The sequence below is a fragment of the Pseudomonas artemisiae genome, assembly GCF_057128685.1.
In genome coordinates, this window is sequence record NZ_JBSKHS010000003.1 from 1 (window position 1) to 18,608 (window position 18,608).

Genomic DNA, 18,608 nt, shown 5'->3' on the forward strand with positions numbered 1-18,608 from the left:
TGCGCCGGGAGGCCAGTCAGGCTGCGGTCGCTCACAAGCGGGCGCCCAGCGAAGTAAGTTTCAAGTTTGCCTGTCAGCACATTGCCAGTCATCTGGTGGTCATGGCCGGGGCCGTGTCGCCATCACATACGCCGAGGCGCCTGGAGGAACTACGTGGCAGCATTGGTGTGCTCTTCATAACAAAACGCCCTAGGCCAGCGAGGCCCAGGGTGGTGAAGATGTCAAAAACCCGGTATCCGGTTAACCGCAAGGCTGCTCCGCTTAAGTGAACAGCATTGCGGGCATTGCCCGGGCTTTTTTTTGCCCACTCGAAAGCCCTCCAGGTTGCTCGCCTGTAGGAGCGAGCACGCTCGCGAAAAAATCTTAGGCCAAAACACAGTCACCCATGCAACCACACCAATACGCCCAGCAGGTTGGCCAGCAGGGACGCAAGGGCCACCGCGCGCCATACCTCTAGAGGTGCCCGTTCCAGCAGAGGTCGAGGCAGCCGTTCGAGTGGTTGCTGTTCACCACGTTGTAACATCAGCAACCAATGCTCGGCGGTTTCATATCGGTGCCCAGGGTCCGGCTCAAGGCTTTTGAGTAACAGAGCATCCAGCCATTGCGGCACCTCGGGTCGATAGCGGCTTGGCGGGGGCGGGGGTGTGAAACGCGGCCGTTGAAAGGCGTCAATCACACCATGGGGCAGGTGACCCGTCAGGGCCTGATACAGCACCACGCCCGCCGCGAAGATATCCTGGCCAGGGCCTGGTTCCGCGCCTTCATAGGCCTCGGGCGCGATATAACCCGGTGTGCCGGCTACCTGCTCGGTATTGACCCCGGATAGCCCGGGGCAATGTACAAGGCCAAAATCCAACACCTTGAAAGTGTTATCAGGGCCTAACAGCAGGTTTTCCGGCTTGATATCCCGGTGAATCAAATTACGTCGGTGCAACAGGCCCAGGGCCTGGATAAGATGTTCAGCCAGGTTGTGCCAGGCAGCCAAGGGCAGAGGGCCTTGCCTGAGGCGATCGGCCAGGGTCTGCCCGGGGTATTGGCGCATGGCGTAATACAAGTGCTGGCGCCGATGGTTGTTATGTACCTCCGGGAAGGGCCTGCCGGCCACGCGGCGCAGAAACCATTCCTCCAACAGCAACCGCCGTTGTTCTGGCTCGTCGCTATGCATGGCGGGGGCCAGGGTTTTAAGCAGCCAAGGTTCTTGCCCGGCATCCAGGGCCAGGTACACCAATGACTGTCGGCTTTGAGCGACTAAAGCTTGGATATGCCAGCCTTCGAACCGTTGCCCAGGTTTGAGCACGGGCGGCAACGGCCAAGCCTGCAACTGAGCCAGGCTGTCCGCCAGGTTGGCGGCGCCCAAGGCCGCCACCCGCACCACAAGGGCACTGGCGTTGTCTTGGCTGCCCGCGCGATGAGCCAACGCTACCAGGGTATCCGCAGCGTTTTGAAGACTGGGCGCTTCAGCCAGTACGCGGTTGATTTCCCGGTCTTGAACGTAGGCCCATACACCATCGCTAAGCAGCACGAAATGCTCGCCAGCACTCAATTCGCCTTCTTGATAGTCCACCAACACCTGTTGGTCCAGCCCCAGCGCTCGCTTGAGCACATGCTGCATCCCGGGCTGTTCCCACACGTGATCCTGGCTTAACCGCTGTAGGCCGTGGTGGTTGCAGCGATAGGCGCGGCAGTCCCCCACGTGGGCGAGGGTATACCGGTTACCCCGTAGCACCAAGGCCGTGAGGGTGGTGAGCAATGGCTGGCCACCCCCGTTAGCGCGCAGCCAACGGTTCTGAGCGCCCAGCAAGGTGTCCAGCGCGCGGGTGATTGGCCAGGTTTCCGGCGTGGCGTAGTAGTCCAGCGCCAGGGCCTGGAGGGTGGCCCGGGCGGCCAGGCCGCCGTCGGCGCATTGGCTCACGCCATCGGCCAAGGCGAACAGGTAGCCTTTGCTGGCCGCCAGGTCCGGGGCAGGGGTCACCAGGCGCAGTGCGTCCTGATTCTCGGCCCGTGGCCCAGTGGCGCTGGCTTGTGCGCACTCCAGGCGCAGCATGGGTATTAGACCCGCGCGGCCGTTACAGCTGATGCGCCCCAGGTGGTGCGCCAGCGGCGCTTGACGCTGTACAGGCCGAACCAGGCCACCACGGCCAGCAGGGCGAAGGCCCACAACGCCAGTTGATAGCTGCCGGTATGCATTTTAATTGCGCCCAGCCCTGCCGCCAGCAGAAAACCGCCCACGCCACCGGCCATGCCGATCAGCCCAGTCATGACACCGATTTCCTGACGGAACCGCTGGGGTACCAACTGGAACACGGCGCCGTTGCCGGCACCCAGGCCCAGCATGGTCACCACGAATAATGCCAAGGCGGCCATCGCGCTGGGCAAGTTGAAGCCCACGGCGGCGATGCACACCGCTGCCACGCTGTACATGGCAAGCAGCGCGCGAATGCCGCCGATTCGGTCTGCCAAGGCGCCGCCCAGGGGGCGCATCAAGCTACCGCCAAATACGCAGGCCGCGGTGTAATAGCCGGCTGTGACCGGGCTTAACGCGTATTGATCGTTGAAGTAGCCAGGCAACGCGCTGGCCAGGCCAATAAAGCCACCAAAGGTGATGGCGTAGAAGAACATAAACCACCAGCTGTCTTTATCGCCCAAGGCTTTGCTGTAGTCGGCCAGGGCCTTGGGTGTGGGGCGGTTCGGCGCATTGCGGGCCAGCAGGGCAAACACCACTAGGGTGACTAGCAGCGGAATCAGCGCAAAGCCAAACACGTTGGTCCAGCCAAAACCTGCCGCCAGCGCTGGCGCGAACAACGCGGCGAACACCGTACCTGAGTTGCCCGCGCCAGCGATGCCCATGGCCTTGCCCTGGTGTTGAGCCGGGTACCATTGAGAGGCCAAAGGCAAGGACACCGCAAAGGACGCACCCGCCACGCCCAGCCCTACCCCTAGCAGCAGGGCTTGTTCAAAACTGTGAATGCCCAGCCGCCAAGCCAGGGCAAGGGCCACGATCACCAGGCATTGGCCAATCAGCCCCGCGGTCTTCGGGGACAGGCGATCGGCCAGCCAGCCCATGATCACCCGCAGAATGGCCCCGGCCAGAATGGGCGTGGCTACCAGCAGCCCACGTTCTTGGGTGGTCAGGTGTAGATCAGTCGCGATCTGCACGGCCAGAGGGCCGAGCAAGTACCACACCATAAAGCTCAGGTCGAAGTACAAAAAGGCGGCAAACAAAGTAGGCGCGTGGCCGGCTTTCCAAAAACTGCTGTTCATCGAAGACCTCGTCGGGCAAGGGGAGGGCGCAGGCATGGCTGTGAGCCCTGGGAGCCAAAAAGCAAAAGACGCCGCTGCCAGCCTGCCTGGGCAGGTGGAAGCGACGTCTTTGTCGTGGGCCCGGCAACCGCCATTGGCTGCCCGAGCTAAACTGTATGAAAGCCATCAGGCTTCAGGTGGAGCTACAGCAATTCTTGGGCCAGCCGGCGCTTACCCTCAAGGAAGGCCTAGCCAAGCATCTCGTTCATGGCGATGATCTGCTCGGCGACCTGAATCAGCTTCTGCTGGCGGCTCATTGCTTGCTTGCGCATCAGGGTATAGGCGGCGGCCTCGTCGCAGCTTTTTAGCTTCATTAGCAGCCCCTTGGCCAGCTCAATGCGCTTGCGCTCGGCGAGTTGCTGGTCCCGGGCGTTAAGCTCCGCCCGTAGCGCCTGATCACTGTCAAAGCGCGCCATGGCTACATCCAGGATCGGTTGCAGCCGCTCGGCCTGGATGCCTTCGACGATATACGCACTCACCCCGGCGCGGATGGCCTGGCGCATCACCCGCGGGTCGTGCTCATCGGTAAACATCACGATAGGCCGAGGGCGATCTCGATTGGTCAGAATGACCTGCTCCATAACGTCACGGCCTGGCGAGTCGGTGTCGATCAGAATCACATCGGGGCGCAACCGCTCTACTTCGCCGGGCAGGTCAATGGTCATGCCCGCCGCTTCCATTACCTCAAAGCCTGCCCCGGTCAGGGCGGCGCGCAGGCGGCCGAGTTTTAAGGCGGTGTCGTCGATCAGCAGTATTCGCAGCATGGCCTCAACCCCTCGTAGCACTGTCGATCGCAAAGCCCAGGGCATAGCCTTCCGGGTCGCTTCCATCCCAAGGTGTGCCGTCCAACAGCACGCTACGGCGGTAATCGGCGCTGTCGCAGGCGATGCCCAAGGCCTGTGCGGCCTCGCGGTAACGCTCCAGCTGCTGCACCTGCCGGGCCATGGTTTCATAGGCCGGTGCTTCACGCAGCAGGCCCCAGCGGCGGAACTGGGTCATGAACCACAGGCCATCGGACACATACGGCAGGTTCACCTGGCCTTGATCGAAAAAGCGCAAGGGGTGAGGGTCTTGCCAGGCATGGCCGAGGCCATCCTGGTACTGGCCTTGCAAACGGTGGACGATGCTCTGAAGCGGGGCATTAAGGTAGGCCTGGGCACTGAGCAGGTGCGCGGTGGCGGCAAGGTCCTGCTCCACGAAGCGGCTGGCCTCCAGCACTGCCATGATCAACACCCGGGCGGTATTAGGGTAGGTGCTCACGAAGTCCTGGGTGCACGCCAGCACCTTCTCAGGGTGGTCAGGCCACACCGCCTGGCTGGTACTCAAGGTAACCGCCAGTTGATCGTCCACTGCACCGGCCGCCCAAGGTTCGCCCACGAAATACCCATCAATGCGCCCGGCGCGCAGGTGTTCTACCATCAGTGGCGGCGGCACCACCACGCTGTCGATATCGCTGAGCGGGTTGATGCCATGACTGGCCAGCCAGTAATACAACCACAGGGCGTGGGTGCCAGTGGGGAAAGTCTGGGCGAACGTCAGGCGGCGCCCGCCGGCCTGTACGTGCCGCCTCAACCCAGGCCCGTCGGTGATGCCGCTTTGGGCCAGGGCGGCGGACAGGTTCAGGCTTTGCCCATTGCGGTTCAGGCCCATCAACACCGCCATGTCTCGGGCCGGGCCTGCGCTGATGCCCAGCTGCACGGCATACACCAACCCGTACAGGGCATGGGCCACGTCCAGCTCGCCGCTGACCAGCTTATGCTGCAAGCCTGCCCAGGAAGCCTGGCGACGCAGGTTGATGTGCAACCCGTAGGGCTCAGCGAAGCCCTGAGTGGCGGCTACCACCACCGAGGCGCAATCAGTCAGGGGCATGTAGCCCAGTTCGATGCTGGTTTTTTCCGGGCCATCGCTGCCAGCCACCCAGGCGGTTCGAGGATCCAGTGTTGTCGCGGTCATAGGTGGGCCTTTTTCAAGCACAACGGCGCCCAAGGTGTGGCTGGAGCGGGCAAGCCTGGCGCCGCTGTTGGTTGCTTAGGTTAAGCGTGCAAGTGCTGCCGCGCTCAGTGGTGCCTGAACGGCCGAGCAATCGCTATGCCAGTGCCCACAAAGCACTTTCAGGGCTATATACTGCCGGCTGTTTTTTGACCCAAGCCGAGCACGCCGACCATGTACGACCTGGCCCGCCAACTGCTGTTCAAACTGTCCGCGGAAACCTCCCACGACCTGTCGCTGGACCTTATCGGGGCAGGCGGGCGGCTGGGCATCAACCGCTGTCTGACCAAGGCGCCAGCGCCTGTGCCCACTACCGTGATGGGCCTGCGCTTCGACAACCCAGTGGGCCTTGCCGCCGGGCTGGACAAAAACGGTACCGCCATCGAAGGCTTCGCCCAGCTGGGGTTCGGCTTTATCGAAGTCGGCACCGTGACGCCACGGCCACAGCCAGGCAACCCCAAGCCGCGGTTGTTCCGGTTGCCCGAAGCCACGGCCATCATCAACCGCATGGGGTTCAATAACCTGGGCGTGGACCACTTGGTGGGCCGGGTGAAAGCCGCGCGGTATGGGGGCGTGCTAGGTATCAACATTGGCAAGAACGTCGACACCCCCGTTGAGCGGGCCCAGGATGACTACCTGATCTGCCTGAACAAGGTCTACGATCATGCCAGCTATGTCACGGTCAACGTCAGCTCGCCCAATACACCGGGGCTGCGCAGCCTACAGTTCGGTGACTCCCTCAAAGCGTTGCTCGGAGCCTTGGCAACCCGGCGTGAAGCCTTGGCCCTGGCCACCGGCCGCCGAGTGCCACTGGCGATCAAGATCGCCCCGGACATGACCGACGAAGAAACTGCTCAAGTGGCCGCGGCTCTGATGGCCACTGGCATGGATGCGGTGATCGCTACCAACACCACGCTGTCACGCGAGGGCGTGCAAGGCCTGCCCCATGCTGAAGAAGCGGGTGGCTTGTCTGGCGCGCCTGTGCGGGACAAGAGCACCCATACCGTGCGCGTGCTGGCAGCCGAGCTCAAGGGTGCGCTGCCTATCATCGCAGCGGGGGGCATCACCGAGGGCGCCCACGCGGCCGAGAAGATCCAGGCCGGTGCCAGCTTGGTACAGGTGTATTCAGGGTTTATCTATCGAGGGCCGAGCCTGATTCGCGAGGCAGTGGATGCCATTGGCGCGCTGCCCGGCAGGTTGCACCCTTAGAAACACCGGGGGCTGAGGTAACGGGGGTGGCCTTGAGCCTGAACCCCCGTAAGTACCTTCCAACTCAAGTGCCTTGCACCTGAGCTGGAAGGCCGCCGCTGATGCTGGACGGCTGGTAGGAGAAAGAGCCTGTCGGCTGTCAGCCGACCGCGTGAAGTTCGTTGAGCCTATGGAGCCCGGCTGTCCCGGTCATGCCATCCCAATTGTCGCCACGCCCCTCTCGCCAACCGTTGATCCACGCCTGGCGGACCGAAGGTAAGGTAAAGGGGCAGAGCTCCCTGGATTTGCCACTAAGGCCGTTCTGATAGCCGCGAAGAAATGCTCGTTCCAACGGATCACGCTTGAGTCTTCTCATAGGGTGTAGCCCTCGTTTGTTGACTTATGTCCCGTCGGCCACTGCTGGGCCGGGCAGTATTGACTGCCGGTGATAAGGAGCCTGCTGCCGGCGTGGCAGGCCTTGAGCCACACCGTTGCAGTGCGGCTCGGGTTTAGTTCTAACGAACCTTGGCGCCCGATGGAATGAACGATTTGTAATAAGATATTCACCTTTAGTGCTTCTAGCCATAACAAAGCACCACCCATGGCTGCTTGGAACTCAGCCAAGGCACTGATTCCAGGGCGCTAAACAAGCGTAATGGGCAGGATTTGCCAACAGGATCGCTGTTTTCGTACCTTCCCGAAGGCACGACCAGAGGTCGCAAAAATTGTGACGAAATACGATTCAACGCTGCCTGAACGTCTAATCCCTTTTTACGCAAGGGGCGTTCTGGTGGCAGGCACAGGTTGTGCCATGGCGGCGTTGGCGGAAACAGCGCCCGATTAACCGACCCGGTGGATGCGTCCCCGGCACTGCACAGGCACAAACGAATGTCGGATATTTTTGAGATTTACCTTACCTGCCCCAAGGGCCTTGAAGGCTTGTTGGCAGAAGAAGCCGCCACCCTTGGCCTGGAAGAGGTGCGCGAACATACCGCCGCAGTGCGCGGGCAGGCGACCATGGAGACCGCCTACCGGCTGTGCCTCTGGTCCCGCTTGGCCAACCGGGTGCTCTTGGTGCTCAAGCGCTTTTCCATGCGCGACGCTGAAGACCTGTACGCAGGCGTGCGCGAGGTCGAGTGGGCCGAGCACCTGGACCCCACGGGTACCCTGGCAGTGGAGTTCAGCGGCCACGGTTCAGGCATCGATAACACCCACTTCGGCGCTTTAAAGGTCAAGGATGCAATCGTCGATAGCCTGCGGGGCCCAGATGGGCAACGCCCGGGCATCGACAAGCTCAACCCTGACCTGCGCATCCACCTGCGCCTGGACCGCGGTGAAGCCATCCTCTCCCTGGACCTCTCCGGCCATAGCCTGCACCAGCGCGGCTATCGCTTGCAGCAGGGCGCGGCGCCACTTAAAGAGAACCTGGCGGCCGCGATTCTGATCCGCGCTGGCTGGCCGAAGATCGCCGCCGAAGGGGGCGCCCTGGCCGACCCGATGTGTGGTGTGGGCACCTTCCTGGTAGAAGCGGCAATGATCGCCGCTGACCTGGCGCCGAACCTGCGCCGCGAGCGGTGGGGCTTCAGCGCCTGGCTTGGCCACGTACCGGCCCTGTGGCGCAAAATCCACGAAGAGGCCAGTGCTCGCGCCCACGCCGGGCTGGCTCGCAAACCTGCCTGGATTCGCGGTTATGAAGCCGACCCTCGGTTGATTCAGCCCGCCCGTAACAACATCGAGCGCGCGGGCCTGAGCGAATGGGTAAAGATCTACCAAGGCGAGTTGGCCACCTTCGAGCCTCGGCCCGATCAGAACCAAAAAGGCCTTGTAGTATGCAACCCCCCCTACGGCGAACGCTTGGGCGATGAAGCCAGCCTGGTGTACCTGTACCAGCACCTGGGCGAGCGCCTGCGCCAAGCCTGCCTGAACTGGCAGGCCGCGATCTTCACTGCCGCGCCAGACCTGGGCAAGCGCATGGGCATTCGCAGCCATAAGCAATACGCCTTCTGGAACGGCGCCTTGCCTTGCAAGCTGCTGCTGCTGGACGTGCAGCCTCAGCAGTTCGTCACCGGCGAACGTCGCGCTCCGTCAGCCGTGGGCGAAGCTGATCCGCAGCCAATGCCCATTCCAGCCCCTGGCGTAGCCGTTGAAGCCGCCCGGCTCAGTGAAGGCGCGCAAATGTTCGCCAATCGGTTGCAGAAGAACCTGCGCCAGTTGGGCAAGTGGGCCCGCCGCGAACAAATCACCTGCTACCGCGTGTATGACGCAGACATGCCCGAATACGCCTTTGCGATCGACCTTTATCAAGGTTGGGTGCATGTACAAGAGTACGCCGCGCCCAAATCCGTTGACCCGCAAAAAGCCCAGGGGCGGCTGTTTGACGCCTTGGCCGCCATTCCAGTAGCCTTGGGTGTGGGCCCTAAGCAGGTGGTGCTCAAGCGCCGCGAGCGCCAGGCCGGCACTCGGCAGTACGAGCGCCAGGGCGAGCAGGGGGCCTTTATGGAGGTAGCCGAGGCCGGCGCGCGGTTGTTGGTCAACCTCACTGACTACCTGGACACCGGGCTATTCCTGGACCATCGTCCACTGCGTACCCGCATCCAGCGCGAGGCCAGCGGCAAGCGCTTCCTCAACCTGTTCTGTTACACCGGCGCGGCTACCGTGCATGCCGCCAAGGGTGGCGCCCGCGCCACCACCAGTGTTGACTTGTCTCGCACTTACCTGGACTGGGCCCGGCGCAACCTGGCGCTCAACGGTTTGTCCGAACGCCATCAGATGGTCCACAGCGATGTGATGACCTGGCTGGAAGAAGCGCGGGAAGAATACGACCTGGTGTTCATCGATCCGCCGACCTTCTCCAACTCCAAGCGTATGGAGGGGGTATTCGATGTACAGCGTGATCACGTTCGGCTCCTGGACCTGGCCATGGCCAGGCTGGCCAAGGGCGGCGTGCTGTACTTCTCCAATAACTTCCGGCGTTTCCGCCTGGATGAAAGCGTGGCGGACCGTTACGCGGTAGAGGAGATCACTGCCCAGACCATCGACCAAGACTTCGCCCGTAATGAGCGCATTCACCGTGCGTGGCGGATTCAGGCCAAGTAATGCCGTTTGGCGCACTTAGGGGGCTGCTGGCGCCCCCTAGGCGTGGCAGGTCAGGGTAGGGCGGCAGTGCTGGCCGTGCGCGGCTGGTTGTAGAGGTCCAGCAGCACTTGGTCCAGTACCGAGCGGGCGCCCCAAGGCTTAGGGTCGTTGAGAATGGCCACAACCGCCCAGGTGTTGCCGTTGACATCGCGGCTGAAGCCGGCGATGGCACGCACGGTGTTCAAAGTACCGGTTTTGATATGGCCCTCACCGTTCATGGCCGTGCGCTTGAGGCGCTTGCGCATGGTGCCGTCCATGCCTACCAGCGGCATGGAACTCATAAATTCAGCAGCATATGGGCTGCGCCAAGCCGCTTGCAGCAAAGTGGCCATTTCCCGCGCGCTTACCCGCTCGGCGCGGGACAAGCCGCTGCCGTTTTCCATGACCAAATGAGGCGCGGTGATGCCCTTTTTCGCCAGCCATTGGCGCACCATGCGTTGAGCGGCCTTGGCATCGTCCGGGTCGGCATCGGTACGGAATTGCGCGCCTATGGTCAGGAACAGCTGCTGGGCCATGGTGTTGTTGCTGTACTTGTTGATGTCGCGGATCACCTCGGCAAGGTCCGGCGAGAAGGCCCGGGCCAGCAGCTTGGCATTGCTCGGTGCCACGCCGTCACGGTCAGCCCCGGCGATGCTGCCGCCCAGTTCTGACCAAATGGCCCGAATGGCGCCGGCTGAGTAGGCGAAATGGTCCAGCAGAGACAGATAGGTCTGTGAGCTGCAGCCTTCGGCCAATTGCCCGCTGACCACCACATTGATGCCATCAGGCTGAGGAACGGGATTGTAGCGAACCTGCCCGGTGCATTTGCTGCCGGGTATGGCCTTGACCTGATTATCCAGGTGGATGGTGCCAATGGGGGGCTCCACCGCCACGTTAACCTTGCCACTGTCGTTGCGGGCCACGAAGCGCATGGCCTTGAGGTTGATCATCAAGGCGTCGGGGCGTACCAGGAAGGGTGCGTTTTCATCGTTGCCGTCGTCGTTGAAGACCGGCAATTGGGGCTGTTTGAAGAAGCTTCGATCGAGGATCAAATCTCCGGTGATCTGCTGTACGCCATTGGCGCGCAAGTCGCGCATCAGCAGCCACAGCTTTTCCATGTTGAGCTTAGGGTCGCCGCCGCCTTTAACGTAGAGGTTTCCCCGCAGCACGCCGTTGCTCAAAGTGCCGTCGGTATAGAACTCGGTTTTCCACTGGAAGGTCGGCCCCAGCAGCTCCAGAGCGGCAAACGTGGTGACCAGCTTCATGGTAGAAGCAGGGTTCACCGAAACGTCGGCGTTGAACAGATTCGCAGACCCCGGCCCGCTGAGCGGTATCAGCGCCAAGGAGAGGGCATTGTCGTTGAGTTTGCTGGCCTTCAGAGCCTGTTCGACCTTGGGCGAGAGGCCAGAGGTAGCGGCCTGGAGGGGTGCGGTGAATGCCAGAAGCAGGCTGGCGGCGACAAACATCGGTCGAAGGTGTTTGATCATGAACTGATAGCCTAGTGCGTGCTGATAAATAGGAGCATGAAAAGGTGAAGGCTCCCGCTAACGTTGCGCATTATGCCTGATGCGCTGCCGGGCCCGGGACCGGTCGTAGGAATTTTTCCCGGTTGGGCCGCCCTGTTCGGTAATTATCAGCCTGAGTTAGGCCAGCGCAGTAGCGTGCCCGATTTGAAATACAAAGCCTGCGAATGAAAAAGGCCACCCTGGGGTGGCCTTCTCTTTTTGGGCGCGCTTGAGCGTCAAGCAGCCGGTTGAACCGGCTTTTCTGGATACCATGCGTCCAGCAGTGGGCTGACATCAACCTTGGTCACTTCACTGCGGGCCTTGAGCCATGCTTCTACGATAGCGCGTTGCTCTTCGGTAACCGAGCCACGTTTTGCCAGGCAGACCAGACCGAAGTCATCGCCCCCAACATAGTCCAGGCCGTTAGCATCCATGGCCTCGGTGAGGAAATCGTCGAGGAAAGCGTCTACTGCTGCGTCATCCAAGTCCTCTTTGAATTCCAGATTGAGCTCAAAGCCCAATTCCTGGAACTCATCTACGCACAGTTTTTTGCGCAAGCGACGGGAGCGGTTAGTAGCCATGAAAAAATCCTCTGAGTAATTACGGCGCGCAGTTTATCAGTTATTCATTTGGAAATCTGGCGCCCCATTAAGCCACGGTCGTGGACTCCAGCCGCGCCTGAGGGTTTATGGGGCTGACGTGCCGCTCTGATCGAACCCCAACATCATCTGGTACAGACGCTCGGCCGCAGGTGACAACACTCTGCCTTTGCGTTTGATCAGCCCGATGGTGCGATTGACCACAGGCTTGGTGAGCGGCACAACGCGTACCTCAGCTCGCGTGAGGTGAGGCGGGATTGCCAATTGAGGCACCGCCGCGATCCCAAGGCCGGCGGCAACCATGTCGACCACGGTCCGGACATGCCTGGCTTCACAGATCGCGGTGGGCAGTTTAAGAATATCGGCCAGTGCCAGGTCAAGCAGCAGGCGATTGCCGCTAGCCTTGGTCACCGCGATGCAGTCGTGTTTGGCGAGCTCTGCCCAAGTAACAGAACGCCGAGAGGCCAGGGCATGGTCATGAGGACAGGCGACTACGAAACGCTCCCTGAACAGCGGGATGAAATCCAGATTCGCTTCCTGCGCACCGATGTAATTGATGCCAAAATCGGCTTCATTACGGACTACGGTTGAAAGCACATCACTTGCACCGTCGTCGAGCACCCGTACGAGGATGCGTGGATACAGGCGCTGATATTCAGTCAGTATACCCAACAGGCAATGGTTCACTGCCGTCGGCACACAGGCGACGGTGACTTCACCCCGGAGCGTGCTGGTTCCCTCGGTGATCCCCAAAAACGACTCATCAAAGGTGTTTACCACCTGACGCGCTTTACGGGCGAACTCGCGTCCAGTCGCCGTTAGCTCGACGCGTCGCGTTGTCCGCTCCAGCAGCCGGACACCCAGATTACCCTCCATTTTTGAAATGCGGCGCGACAACGCGGGCTGTGAAAGGTGCAGCTCTCGCGCGGCCGCGCTGAAGCTGCCCAGTTCTGCGACAGCGACCAACGCACGTAGATCGCCCATCTCGACATTCATGTTCGACATGCATAAATACCCAGGATTATTGCAATTAACTTAGCAGGGTTTGTGCTGCATGATTGTCCGGTGCGCTAGCGCGCGTGTATTCCAACAATTACAAGCACAGGAACACTCATGAACTCAATGAACCGCCGCACATTGCTGAAGGCCGGCGCCATTGCCTCCGCCGCCACTGCCGCACCGGGGCTGGTGTTTTCCGCTGAGCCGGCATCGCCCTCAACCTCAACCTCAGCTGTTGCCAGCCCTGGGCTGGAGGGCCAGGGTGTGACCCGCACGTTGGCTGCCTATCTGGTAAAAGCGCGGTATGAAGACTTGCCGGCCAACGTCCGAAAGGAAGGGTGTCGCACGCTGTTGAACTGGGTCGGTGTAGCCGTCGGGGGCTCTCGCCACGAGACAGTCGAGCGGGCGATCGTTGCGCTCACGCCTTTTTCAGGCCCGGAACAAGCCAGTCTGCTCGGGCGCAAAGAGCGTTTCGACATCATGAACGCTGCGTTCATCAATGGCGTTTCCAGCCATATTTTCGATTTTGACGACACTCACTTGAAAACCATCATTCACCCCGCTGGCCCGGTGGTTTCAGCAATTCTGGCGTTGTCCGAATACCGCCCGGTGTCTGGCAAAGCGTTTCTCAATGCGCTGGTTCTGGGCGTTGAAACCGAGTGTCGTATCGGCAACTCCGTTTACCCAGAGCATTACGACGTTGGCTGGCATATCACAGGCACGGCAGGGGTATTCGGTGCCGCGGCGGCCGCTGGCAAATTACTTGGCCTGACAGAGCAGCAAATGGTTTGGGCTCTTGGCCTGGCTGCTTCGCAACCGGTGGGCCTGAGGGAGTCTTTCGGCTCCATGAACAAAAGCTTCAACCCAGGCCGCGCCGCGAGCAATGGGCTGTTTGCAGCCTTGCTGGCGGAGCAGAACTACACCAGTTCGGATGCCATGATCGAGGCCAAGCGTGGCTGGGCTCATACCATCAGCACTAAACAAGATTTCAGCCAGATCACTGAGGGGTTAGGCACCCACTATGAGTCTACCCTCAACACCTACAAGCCATTTGCGTGCGGAATCGTGATTCACCCGGCCATCGATGCGGCCATTCAGTTGCGCAACGAATACAAGCTCAAGCCTGAGCAGATTGCCAAGGTGGAGTTGAAGGTTCATCCCCTGGTTCTGGAGCTGACGGGTAAAAAAGCCCCAAAAATCGGCTTGGAGGGGAAGTTCAGCATCTACCATTCGGTGGCCGTGGCCATCGTTCAGGGTGCAGCGGGTGAACGTCAGTACAGTGATCAGGCGGTACTCGATCCCACTGTGGTCAGTTTGCGCAATCGCGTAGTAGCGGCCATTGACCCTGCCATCAAGCCTGAGCAGGTCGACATGACTATTACCCTCAATGATGGGCGTACGCTGCATAAGTACATTAAGCACGCGATAGGAAGCGTGGAGGTGCCAATGACTGATCAGCAACTAGAGGCCAAATTCCTTGACCTTGCCAAGGACATTTTGCCAGGGAGCCAGGCGCAGCACCTCGTTGAGCTATGCCGGGGTGTGGAAGCGCTGGCGTCGGCTGCGGAAATTGCCAAGGCTGCGACTGCACTGGGTTGACCGGCTCGGCTTAGGCGCAAACACGCCTGGGCCATCGCTTGCCTTACAGGGTTTCAACTATGGCGCTGCGCTGGCCCTTGGCGTCAGGCGGGAGATCAAGTGCCATCGCAGCCTGTCGGCCTGCCTTACACCACCCCGTTACGCTTGGCGATGTCCAATAGCTCCACCAGCGATTTTGCCTTCAGCTTGTGCATCAAGCGCTTTTTGTACGTACTCACGGTTTTGTTGCTCAGAAACATCCCTTCGGCGATTTCCCGGTTCGTCCTGCCCTGGGCAAACAGTTGCAACACCATCAATTCCCTATCGTTGACCTGATGAAACAGCCCCAACTCCACTCCGCGCTCCGGGTCGTCCGCGGCGGTCAGCGCCTGGCTGGGGAAATAGGTATAGCCGGCGAATACCGCGCGCACCGCGCTTAGCAATTCGGTGAGGTCTTCGACCTTGGACACATACCCCGCGGCGCCCAGTTGCATGCAGCGTATGGCGAACAGTTGGGACGCCTGGGCGGTGAGTACCAGTACCCGCCAGGGCATGCCCATGGCCTGGAAGCGCGCCAGCACCTCCAAGCCATCCAGCCTGGGCAGGCTGATGTCCAGTACGACCAGCCTAGGGTTGCACTCGCGGACCATGCGCATGCCATCCACGCCATTGTCGGTCTCGCCAATAACCTCATAGCCTTCGTTCTCAAGCACCATCCGTACTGCAAGGCGAATGACCGGGTGATCTTCAATGATAAATACCGAACCCATTCCTGCTTCCTTACTGCGACAAGGAGCGGGACATTAGCTCAGTTGGGTGCGGGGCAGGTTGCTAACCCGGGATGGGCCCGGGCTTATCAGAGTTTTCCTTGCAGGGTCATACCGGAATGGCGCGCCCTGTCATTTCGCTGGCCATTTCACTGGCGTAGCTATCGGTCATCCCGGCGATAAAGTCGATCATGCGCATGAACGCCGCATGCAGGGGCCAGGACGGTTGCGGCACATTGCTGCCCATCAGGTCGAGGATGCGCCGGTTCTTGAACGATAGCGGCTTGCCGCCATGCTGTTCCAGGGCCGCGCCACAGAACGCATTGAGCAAGATCTCCAGCGTGGTATAGGCGCCTATCTCATGCAGGGTTTTGCGTTTGTCCTGGAAAATTTTCTGCCGGGCGATGTCCTTGGCGCCCAAAACGCAGAGCTTGGCCGGGCCGTCCATGTGCTCTACCAAGTCTCCGGTCAAGGAACCGGCCAGCAAGGCGGGCTGTTGCTCCACGAAGGCGCGGGCGGCGGCATTGGTCAGGTGCTCGATCGCCTTGCCGCGTAAAATGGCCAGTTTTCGTCGGCGTGAGTCCAGCGGGCCCAGCTGCCGGTAGGTATCTGGCAGGTCATCGCCTACCAGCCCCAGCAACAGGGCCTCCACCTCGCTGTACTCCAGTAGGCCCATCTCCAGCCCGTCTTCCAGGTCGATCAGGGCATAGCAAATGTCGTCGGCCGCTTCCATCAGGTACACCAGTGGGTGCCGTGCCCACCGCTGGGGCTCGAGCAACGGCAGCCCCAGCCGCCCGGCGATCTGCTCCAATAGTGGCAATTCGCTTTGGTAGCAGCCAAACTTATGCTTCTTGTAGCCCAGAGAGTCTGCATGGCGGGCCGTCCAGGGGTACTTCAGGTAAGTACCGAGGGTGGCATAGGTCAGGCGCATGCCGCCTTCGAACTGGTGATACTCCAGTTGCGTCAGCACCCGCAGGCCCTGGGCATTGCCTTCGAAGTTTAGAAAATCCAGGCGCTCGCCATCGCTCATGCTGTCGAGCCAGCCGCGCCCGGCGGCTTGCTGAAACCAGTACCGAATGGCGTCTTCACCGGAATGGCCAAAAGGCGGGTTGCCGATGTCATGGGCCAAGCACGCCGATTGCACCACCATGCCCAAATCCGACGGGTCACACCAAGCGGGCAGTTCGTCGCGCAGGGTCTCACCAACGCGCATGCCCAGGGAGCGGCCCACGCAGCTCACTTCAAGGGAGTGGGTAAGGCGGGTGTGGATATGGTCGTTGCTTGATACCGGGTGCACTTGGGTCTTGCGCCCCAGGCGGCGGAAGGCACCGGAGAAGATGATCCGGTCATGGTCTTTGTGAAAGGGGGTACGGCCGAGCTCATCGGCGCTATGTAGGGGCTTGCCCAGGCGTTCGCGGGTGAGCAGTGTTTGCCAATCCAAGGCGCTTCTCCATCGAAAATTTACACCTTCGGAGCTTGTTCCCATTGAGGCAAAGCCGCAACGGCTAAAACGTTGCCGCCTCGGTAAGCTGTAGTGGCGCCATCAAAAAAGCCGCTTACGGTAAGGTAAGCGGCCTTGGCACCGGCGGTTGAGTCAGTGCCGGTTTGCGTTTTGCAACAGCTTGAGCAGGGGCACCAGGCTTACGCCCAATTTGATTAGCCGAGCGGCTGAACCAATACCACCTTTACGTGCGCCCTTGCCGGACAAAAAGCCCAACAGGCTGACGGCACCCATACCCCACAACGGGGCATGGCGCGCGCGCAGGTTTTTGTTCAAGCCTTCGCCCATGGTCCGCAGGCGCGAAAACGGGTTAACAAGCTGCTTGGCCTCCTGGCGGATTTCCTGGCGATGCATTTCCATGCGCAGGCGGATGACCGCCTTGCGCATTTCACGGCGCGTGGCGCCATTAGGTACGTGTCGGCTCATGGCAGCAGGCGCTCCCGATCGTTGGCCAATTCCTCAAGGGTGGCGTGGAACGGCGAGGACTCGTCAAATATCGCGGCCTTGAGTTTAATCGCGCAGAACAACCCGGCAAGCAGGTAGAACGCACACAGGCCAATCATGCCTGGAATGCGGTAATTGTCCCAAAGCAGGATCAGGATCAACCCAGAAAGGGCCACCAGTGCCAGCAAAGCGAACACCAGCGCCAAGCCGGCAAATAGCAGCAGGCTTAGGGTGCGCGCTTTTTGCTCCTGAAATTCAATGCCCAGCAGTTCGATATGGCTGTGCAACCAGCCCAGCAAGGCGCCACCCAGCCGGCGACCGTGGGAGCCGGTGGTCTGGCCCGTCGGCGGTGGCAGCGAGGAATCGTCCCGGTTCATATCAGCGCCTTGTAGCCAGCAAGCCCACCAAGAAGCCTACGCCAGCGGCGATACCGATGGCTGGCAGCGGGTTGGCCTGCACATAATCTTCGGCCGCAACCAGTGCCGCCGCCCCTTGTTCGCGCAGTTCGACTTCTGTCTGCTTGAGCGCAGCCCGTGCCTTCACCAGGCTGGCCTTGATCTGCCCGCGCAGCTCTTCGGCCTGTTCACCGGCCAGGGTAGCGGTGTGTTCCAGCAGCTTCTCGCTATCGCGGATCAGCGTTTGGAAATCCGCGGTCAGCACGTCTTGTGCCGTAGTAATAGTATCGCGAGTCATGGCGTCCTCCTTAGGTTGGCTTTGAGGTTCGAGTCCCGTTTCGTCGTCAAGGTTCAGCGCTTCGTAACAGCATTTTGCTGGAAGCGCCGTGTAAGGTTGTTTAAGCGTCGCAGGTGAGGCCGTGGCTGAGCGGTCAGCGCAGGGCTAGACTGCTAAGCCCCAGGTCCAGGTCAAGGTTGATGCCGCCATGTGCCCCGAATGCCAACTGTTCGTGATCATCAATTGCCCACGCTGCGCCCTGGCCGAAGCTGCCTTGGTAGCACTGGTAGAGCATGGCTTGTGGGTAGAGCTCATTGACCTGCGTGAGGCCGCTTACCTACCTGAACGTTATGAAGCTCGGGTACCTGTGTTACGGCGGGTTGACACGGGTGCGGAATTGGACTGGCCGTTTGATGAAGACCAGGTGGTTCATTTTCTGAAATAACCAACCCTGTGCCAAATCGCTAATAGTCGTTGCACAATGCCCAGGAATGGATCGCGCAAGCTTGGCACACGAGCTTCGTTGCCTTTGTGGCTTCGTGTTATAGGCTGTATAAAAATACAGTAGGAAGCGACCTTGCGCCCGCACACTAAGGAAAGCATCGTGATCAACATTCAGCAGCTCAAAGCCAGTGTAAACCGCATGTCGCCAGAAGCCGTGTTCGAAGCGGTACTAGACCTGCGGCTCGACGGGCTGGTCATGGAAGGTAAGACGCCCTTCGGCAAGCTGCACTTCAACACCTGCTTTGCGGAGATCGAAGCGCTGTTTCAGCGCGCGGGCTATCACCAGCGGTTAGACGTTGTGGGCTTTCAGGGCCAGGCCTATGCCTTGTTCGACCCCGCCCGTTGGGATGCGGTCGACGTACTGCGCTGGTTGGAAGCGCAGGCCAAGGCCATGGCAGCGGGGCAAAAGCAGAGCGTGGTGCTTTGAGTACACAGCGGGGCAGGGGAT

The 18,608-nt window shown here is 60.8% G+C and carries 18 protein-coding genes and 1 pseudogene; 6 read left to right on the forward strand and 13 right to left on the reverse strand.

Going from position 1 to position 18,608, the window contains the following annotated elements; genetic code table 11:
- Positions 1–269 (forward strand): annotated as a pseudogene (locus ACWKV4_RS04350) (IS4 family transposase); the annotation flags it as partial.
- 110 nt (positions 270–379) lie between these two features.
- Here ACWKV4_RS04350 and ACWKV4_RS04355 read toward each other — a convergent pair.
- The 4 genes from ACWKV4_RS04355 to ACWKV4_RS04370 form a co-directional block, all read right to left on the reverse strand.
- The gene (locus tag ACWKV4_RS04355; RefSeq protein WP_483830906.1) at positions 380–2,044 is read right to left on the reverse strand and encodes a bifunctional protein-serine/threonine kinase/phosphatase; all 1,665 of its coding nucleotides are present in this window, start codon (positions 2,042–2,044) and stop codon (positions 380–382) included.
- Between the two features lie 5 nt (positions 2,045–2,049).
- A complete protein-coding gene (locus tag ACWKV4_RS04360; protein WP_483830905.1) occupies positions 2,050–3,261 on the reverse strand; it encodes a nitrate/nitrite transporter in 1,212 nt (403 codons plus the stop codon).
- Positions 3,262–3,488: 227 nt separating this feature from the next.
- A complete protein-coding gene (locus ACWKV4_RS04365; RefSeq protein WP_483830904.1) occupies positions 3,489–4,064 on the reverse strand; it encodes an ANTAR domain-containing response regulator in 576 nt (191 codons plus the stop codon).
- Positions 4,065–4,068: 4 nt separating this feature from the next.
- A complete protein-coding gene (locus tag ACWKV4_RS04370) occupies positions 4,069–5,253 on the reverse strand; it encodes a CmpA/NrtA family ABC transporter substrate-binding protein (RefSeq protein ID WP_483830903.1) in 1,185 nt (394 codons plus the stop codon).
- A gap of 210 nt (positions 5,254–5,463) precedes the next feature.
- On the opposite strand from ACWKV4_RS04370, the gene ACWKV4_RS04375 reads away from it, so the two are divergent.
- Positions 5,464–6,498, forward strand: coding sequence for a quinone-dependent dihydroorotate dehydrogenase (locus tag ACWKV4_RS04375; protein WP_483830902.1), 1,035 nt, complete (start codon positions 5,464–5,466; stop codon positions 6,496–6,498).
- A gap of 139 nt (positions 6,499–6,637) precedes the next feature.
- Here the strand turns inward: ACWKV4_RS04375 and rmf are convergent, their stop codons facing one another.
- Positions 6,638–6,853 (reverse strand): ribosome modulation factor, encoded by a 216-nt coding sequence (gene rmf, locus ACWKV4_RS04380; protein WP_168084199.1) that lies wholly within the window; start codon positions 6,851–6,853, stop codon positions 6,638–6,640.
- A 512-nt stretch (positions 6,854–7,365) separates the two neighbouring features.
- Between rmf and rlmKL the strand changes: the two genes are divergently transcribed.
- On the forward strand, positions 7,366–9,573 hold the full coding sequence (gene rlmKL / locus ACWKV4_RS04385) for a bifunctional 23S rRNA (guanine(2069)-N(7))-methyltransferase RlmK/23S rRNA (guanine(2445)-N(2))-methyltransferase RlmL (RefSeq protein WP_483830901.1): 2,208 nt from the start codon (positions 7,366–7,368) through the stop codon (positions 9,571–9,573).
- A gap of 50 nt (positions 9,574–9,623) precedes the next feature.
- On the opposite strand, the gene dacB is transcribed toward rlmKL, so the two are convergent.
- The 3 genes from dacB to ACWKV4_RS04400 form a co-directional block, all read right to left on the reverse strand.
- Complete coding sequence (dacB, locus tag ACWKV4_RS04390) at positions 9,624–11,078, reverse strand: D-alanyl-D-alanine carboxypeptidase/D-alanyl-D-alanine endopeptidase (RefSeq protein WP_483830900.1); 1,455 nt, start codon at positions 11,076–11,078, stop codon at positions 9,624–9,626.
- A 254-nt stretch (positions 11,079–11,332) separates the two neighbouring features.
- Positions 11,333–11,677, reverse strand: a complete 345-nt coding sequence (locus ACWKV4_RS04395) for a YggL 50S ribosome-binding family protein (RefSeq protein ID WP_483830899.1) — start codon at positions 11,675–11,677, stop codon at positions 11,333–11,335.
- Positions 11,678–11,782: 105 nt separating this feature from the next.
- On the reverse strand, positions 11,783–12,691 hold the full coding sequence (locus ACWKV4_RS04400; protein WP_483830922.1) for a LysR family transcriptional regulator: 909 nt from the start codon (positions 12,689–12,691) through the stop codon (positions 11,783–11,785).
- A gap of 117 nt (positions 12,692–12,808) precedes the next feature.
- Here ACWKV4_RS04400 and ACWKV4_RS04405 point away from each other — a divergent pair, with 117 nt between their 5' ends.
- Complete coding sequence (locus ACWKV4_RS04405) at positions 12,809–14,293, forward strand: MmgE/PrpD family protein (protein ID WP_483830898.1); 1,485 nt, start codon at positions 12,809–12,811, stop codon at positions 14,291–14,293.
- 125 nt (positions 14,294–14,418) lie between these two features.
- On the opposite strand, the gene ACWKV4_RS04410 is transcribed toward ACWKV4_RS04405, so the two are convergent.
- The 5 genes from ACWKV4_RS04410 to ACWKV4_RS04430 all read right to left on the reverse strand — a co-directional run bounded on the left by ACWKV4_RS04410 (position 14,419) and on the right by ACWKV4_RS04430 (position 17,677).
- Positions 14,419–15,042 (reverse strand): response regulator, encoded by a 624-nt coding sequence (locus ACWKV4_RS04410; protein WP_483830897.1) that lies wholly within the window; start codon positions 15,040–15,042, stop codon positions 14,419–14,421.
- Between the two features lie 106 nt (positions 15,043–15,148).
- A complete protein-coding gene (locus tag ACWKV4_RS04415) occupies positions 15,149–16,480 on the reverse strand; it encodes a deoxyguanosinetriphosphate triphosphohydrolase (RefSeq protein WP_483830896.1) in 1,332 nt (443 codons plus the stop codon).
- Positions 16,481–16,633: 153 nt separating this feature from the next.
- A complete protein-coding gene (locus ACWKV4_RS04420; protein ID WP_483830895.1) occupies positions 16,634–16,966 on the reverse strand; it encodes a hypothetical protein in 333 nt (110 codons plus the stop codon).
- Positions 16,963–17,361: a phage holin family protein gene (locus tag ACWKV4_RS04425; protein WP_483830894.1), complete on the reverse strand. Its 399-nt coding sequence runs from the start codon at positions 17,359–17,361 to the stop codon at positions 16,963–16,965. Before ACWKV4_RS04425 ends, ACWKV4_RS04420 begins: the two co-directional genes overlap by 4 nt.
- 1 nt (position 17,362) lies before the next feature.
- Positions 17,363–17,677, reverse strand: a complete 315-nt coding sequence (locus ACWKV4_RS04430; protein WP_483830893.1) for an ElaB/YgaM/YqjD family protein — start codon at positions 17,675–17,677, stop codon at positions 17,363–17,365.
- A gap of 187 nt (positions 17,678–17,864) precedes the next feature.
- On the opposite strand from ACWKV4_RS04430, the gene ACWKV4_RS04435 reads away from it, so the two are divergent.
- Together ACWKV4_RS04435 and ACWKV4_RS04440 are read left to right on the forward strand one after the other, a co-directional pair.
- The gene (locus ACWKV4_RS04435) at positions 17,865–18,101 is read left to right on the forward strand and encodes a glutaredoxin family protein (RefSeq protein WP_483830892.1); all 237 of its coding nucleotides are present in this window, start codon (positions 17,865–17,867) and stop codon (positions 18,099–18,101) included.
- A gap of 159 nt (positions 18,102–18,260) precedes the next feature.
- The gene (locus ACWKV4_RS04440; protein WP_483830921.1) at positions 18,261–18,587 is read left to right on the forward strand and encodes a transcriptional regulator; all 327 of its coding nucleotides are present in this window, start codon (positions 18,261–18,263) and stop codon (positions 18,585–18,587) included.
- Positions 18,588–18,608 lie beyond the last annotated feature (21 nt).

Coding starts and splice junctions, on each gene's coding strand:
- ACWKV4_RS04370 (WP_483830903.1), bottom strand. CDS start 5,253: ATGACCGCGACAACACTGGATCCTCGAACCGCCTGGGTGGCTGGCAGC.
- ACWKV4_RS04400 (WP_483830922.1), bottom strand. CDS start 12,691: ATGAATGTCGAGATGGGCGATCTACGTGCGTTGGTCGCTGTCGCAGAA.
- ACWKV4_RS04410 (WP_483830897.1), bottom strand. CDS start 15,042: ATGGGTTCGGTATTTATCATTGAAGATCACCCGGTCATTCGCCTTGCA.
- rmf (WP_168084199.1), bottom strand. CDS start 6,853: ATGAGAAGACTCAAGCGTGATCCGTTGGAACGAGCATTTCTTCGCGGC.
- ACWKV4_RS04375 (WP_483830902.1), top strand. CDS start 5,464: ATGTACGACCTGGCCCGCCAACTGCTGTTCAAACTGTCCGCGGAAACC.
- ACWKV4_RS04420 (WP_483830895.1), bottom strand. CDS start 16,966: ATGAGCCGACACGTACCTAATGGCGCCACGCGCCGTGAAATGCGCAAG.
- ACWKV4_RS04405 (WP_483830898.1), top strand. CDS start 12,809: ATGAACTCAATGAACCGCCGCACATTGCTGAAGGCCGGCGCCATTGCC.
- ACWKV4_RS04355 (WP_483830906.1), bottom strand. CDS start 2,044: ATGCTGCGCCTGGAGTGCGCACAAGCCAGCGCCACTGGGCCACGGGCC.
- rlmKL (WP_483830901.1), top strand. CDS start 7,366: ATGTCGGATATTTTTGAGATTTACCTTACCTGCCCCAAGGGCCTTGAA.
- ACWKV4_RS04430 (WP_483830893.1), bottom strand. CDS start 17,677: ATGACTCGCGATACTATTACTACGGCACAAGACGTGCTGACCGCGGAT.
- ACWKV4_RS04435 (WP_483830892.1), top strand. CDS start 17,865: ATGTGCCCCGAATGCCAACTGTTCGTGATCATCAATTGCCCACGCTGC.
- dacB (WP_483830900.1), bottom strand. CDS start 11,078: ATGATCAAACACCTTCGACCGATGTTTGTCGCCGCCAGCCTGCTTCTG.
- ACWKV4_RS04365 (WP_483830904.1), bottom strand. CDS start 4,064: ATGCTGCGAATACTGCTGATCGACGACACCGCCTTAAAACTCGGCCGC.
- ACWKV4_RS04395 (WP_483830899.1), bottom strand. CDS start 11,677: ATGGCTACTAACCGCTCCCGTCGCTTGCGCAAAAAACTGTGCGTAGAT.
- ACWKV4_RS04425 (WP_483830894.1), bottom strand. CDS start 17,361: ATGAACCGGGACGATTCCTCGCTGCCACCGCCGACGGGCCAGACCACC.
- ACWKV4_RS04360 (WP_483830905.1), bottom strand. CDS start 3,261: ATGAACAGCAGTTTTTGGAAAGCCGGCCACGCGCCTACTTTGTTTGCC.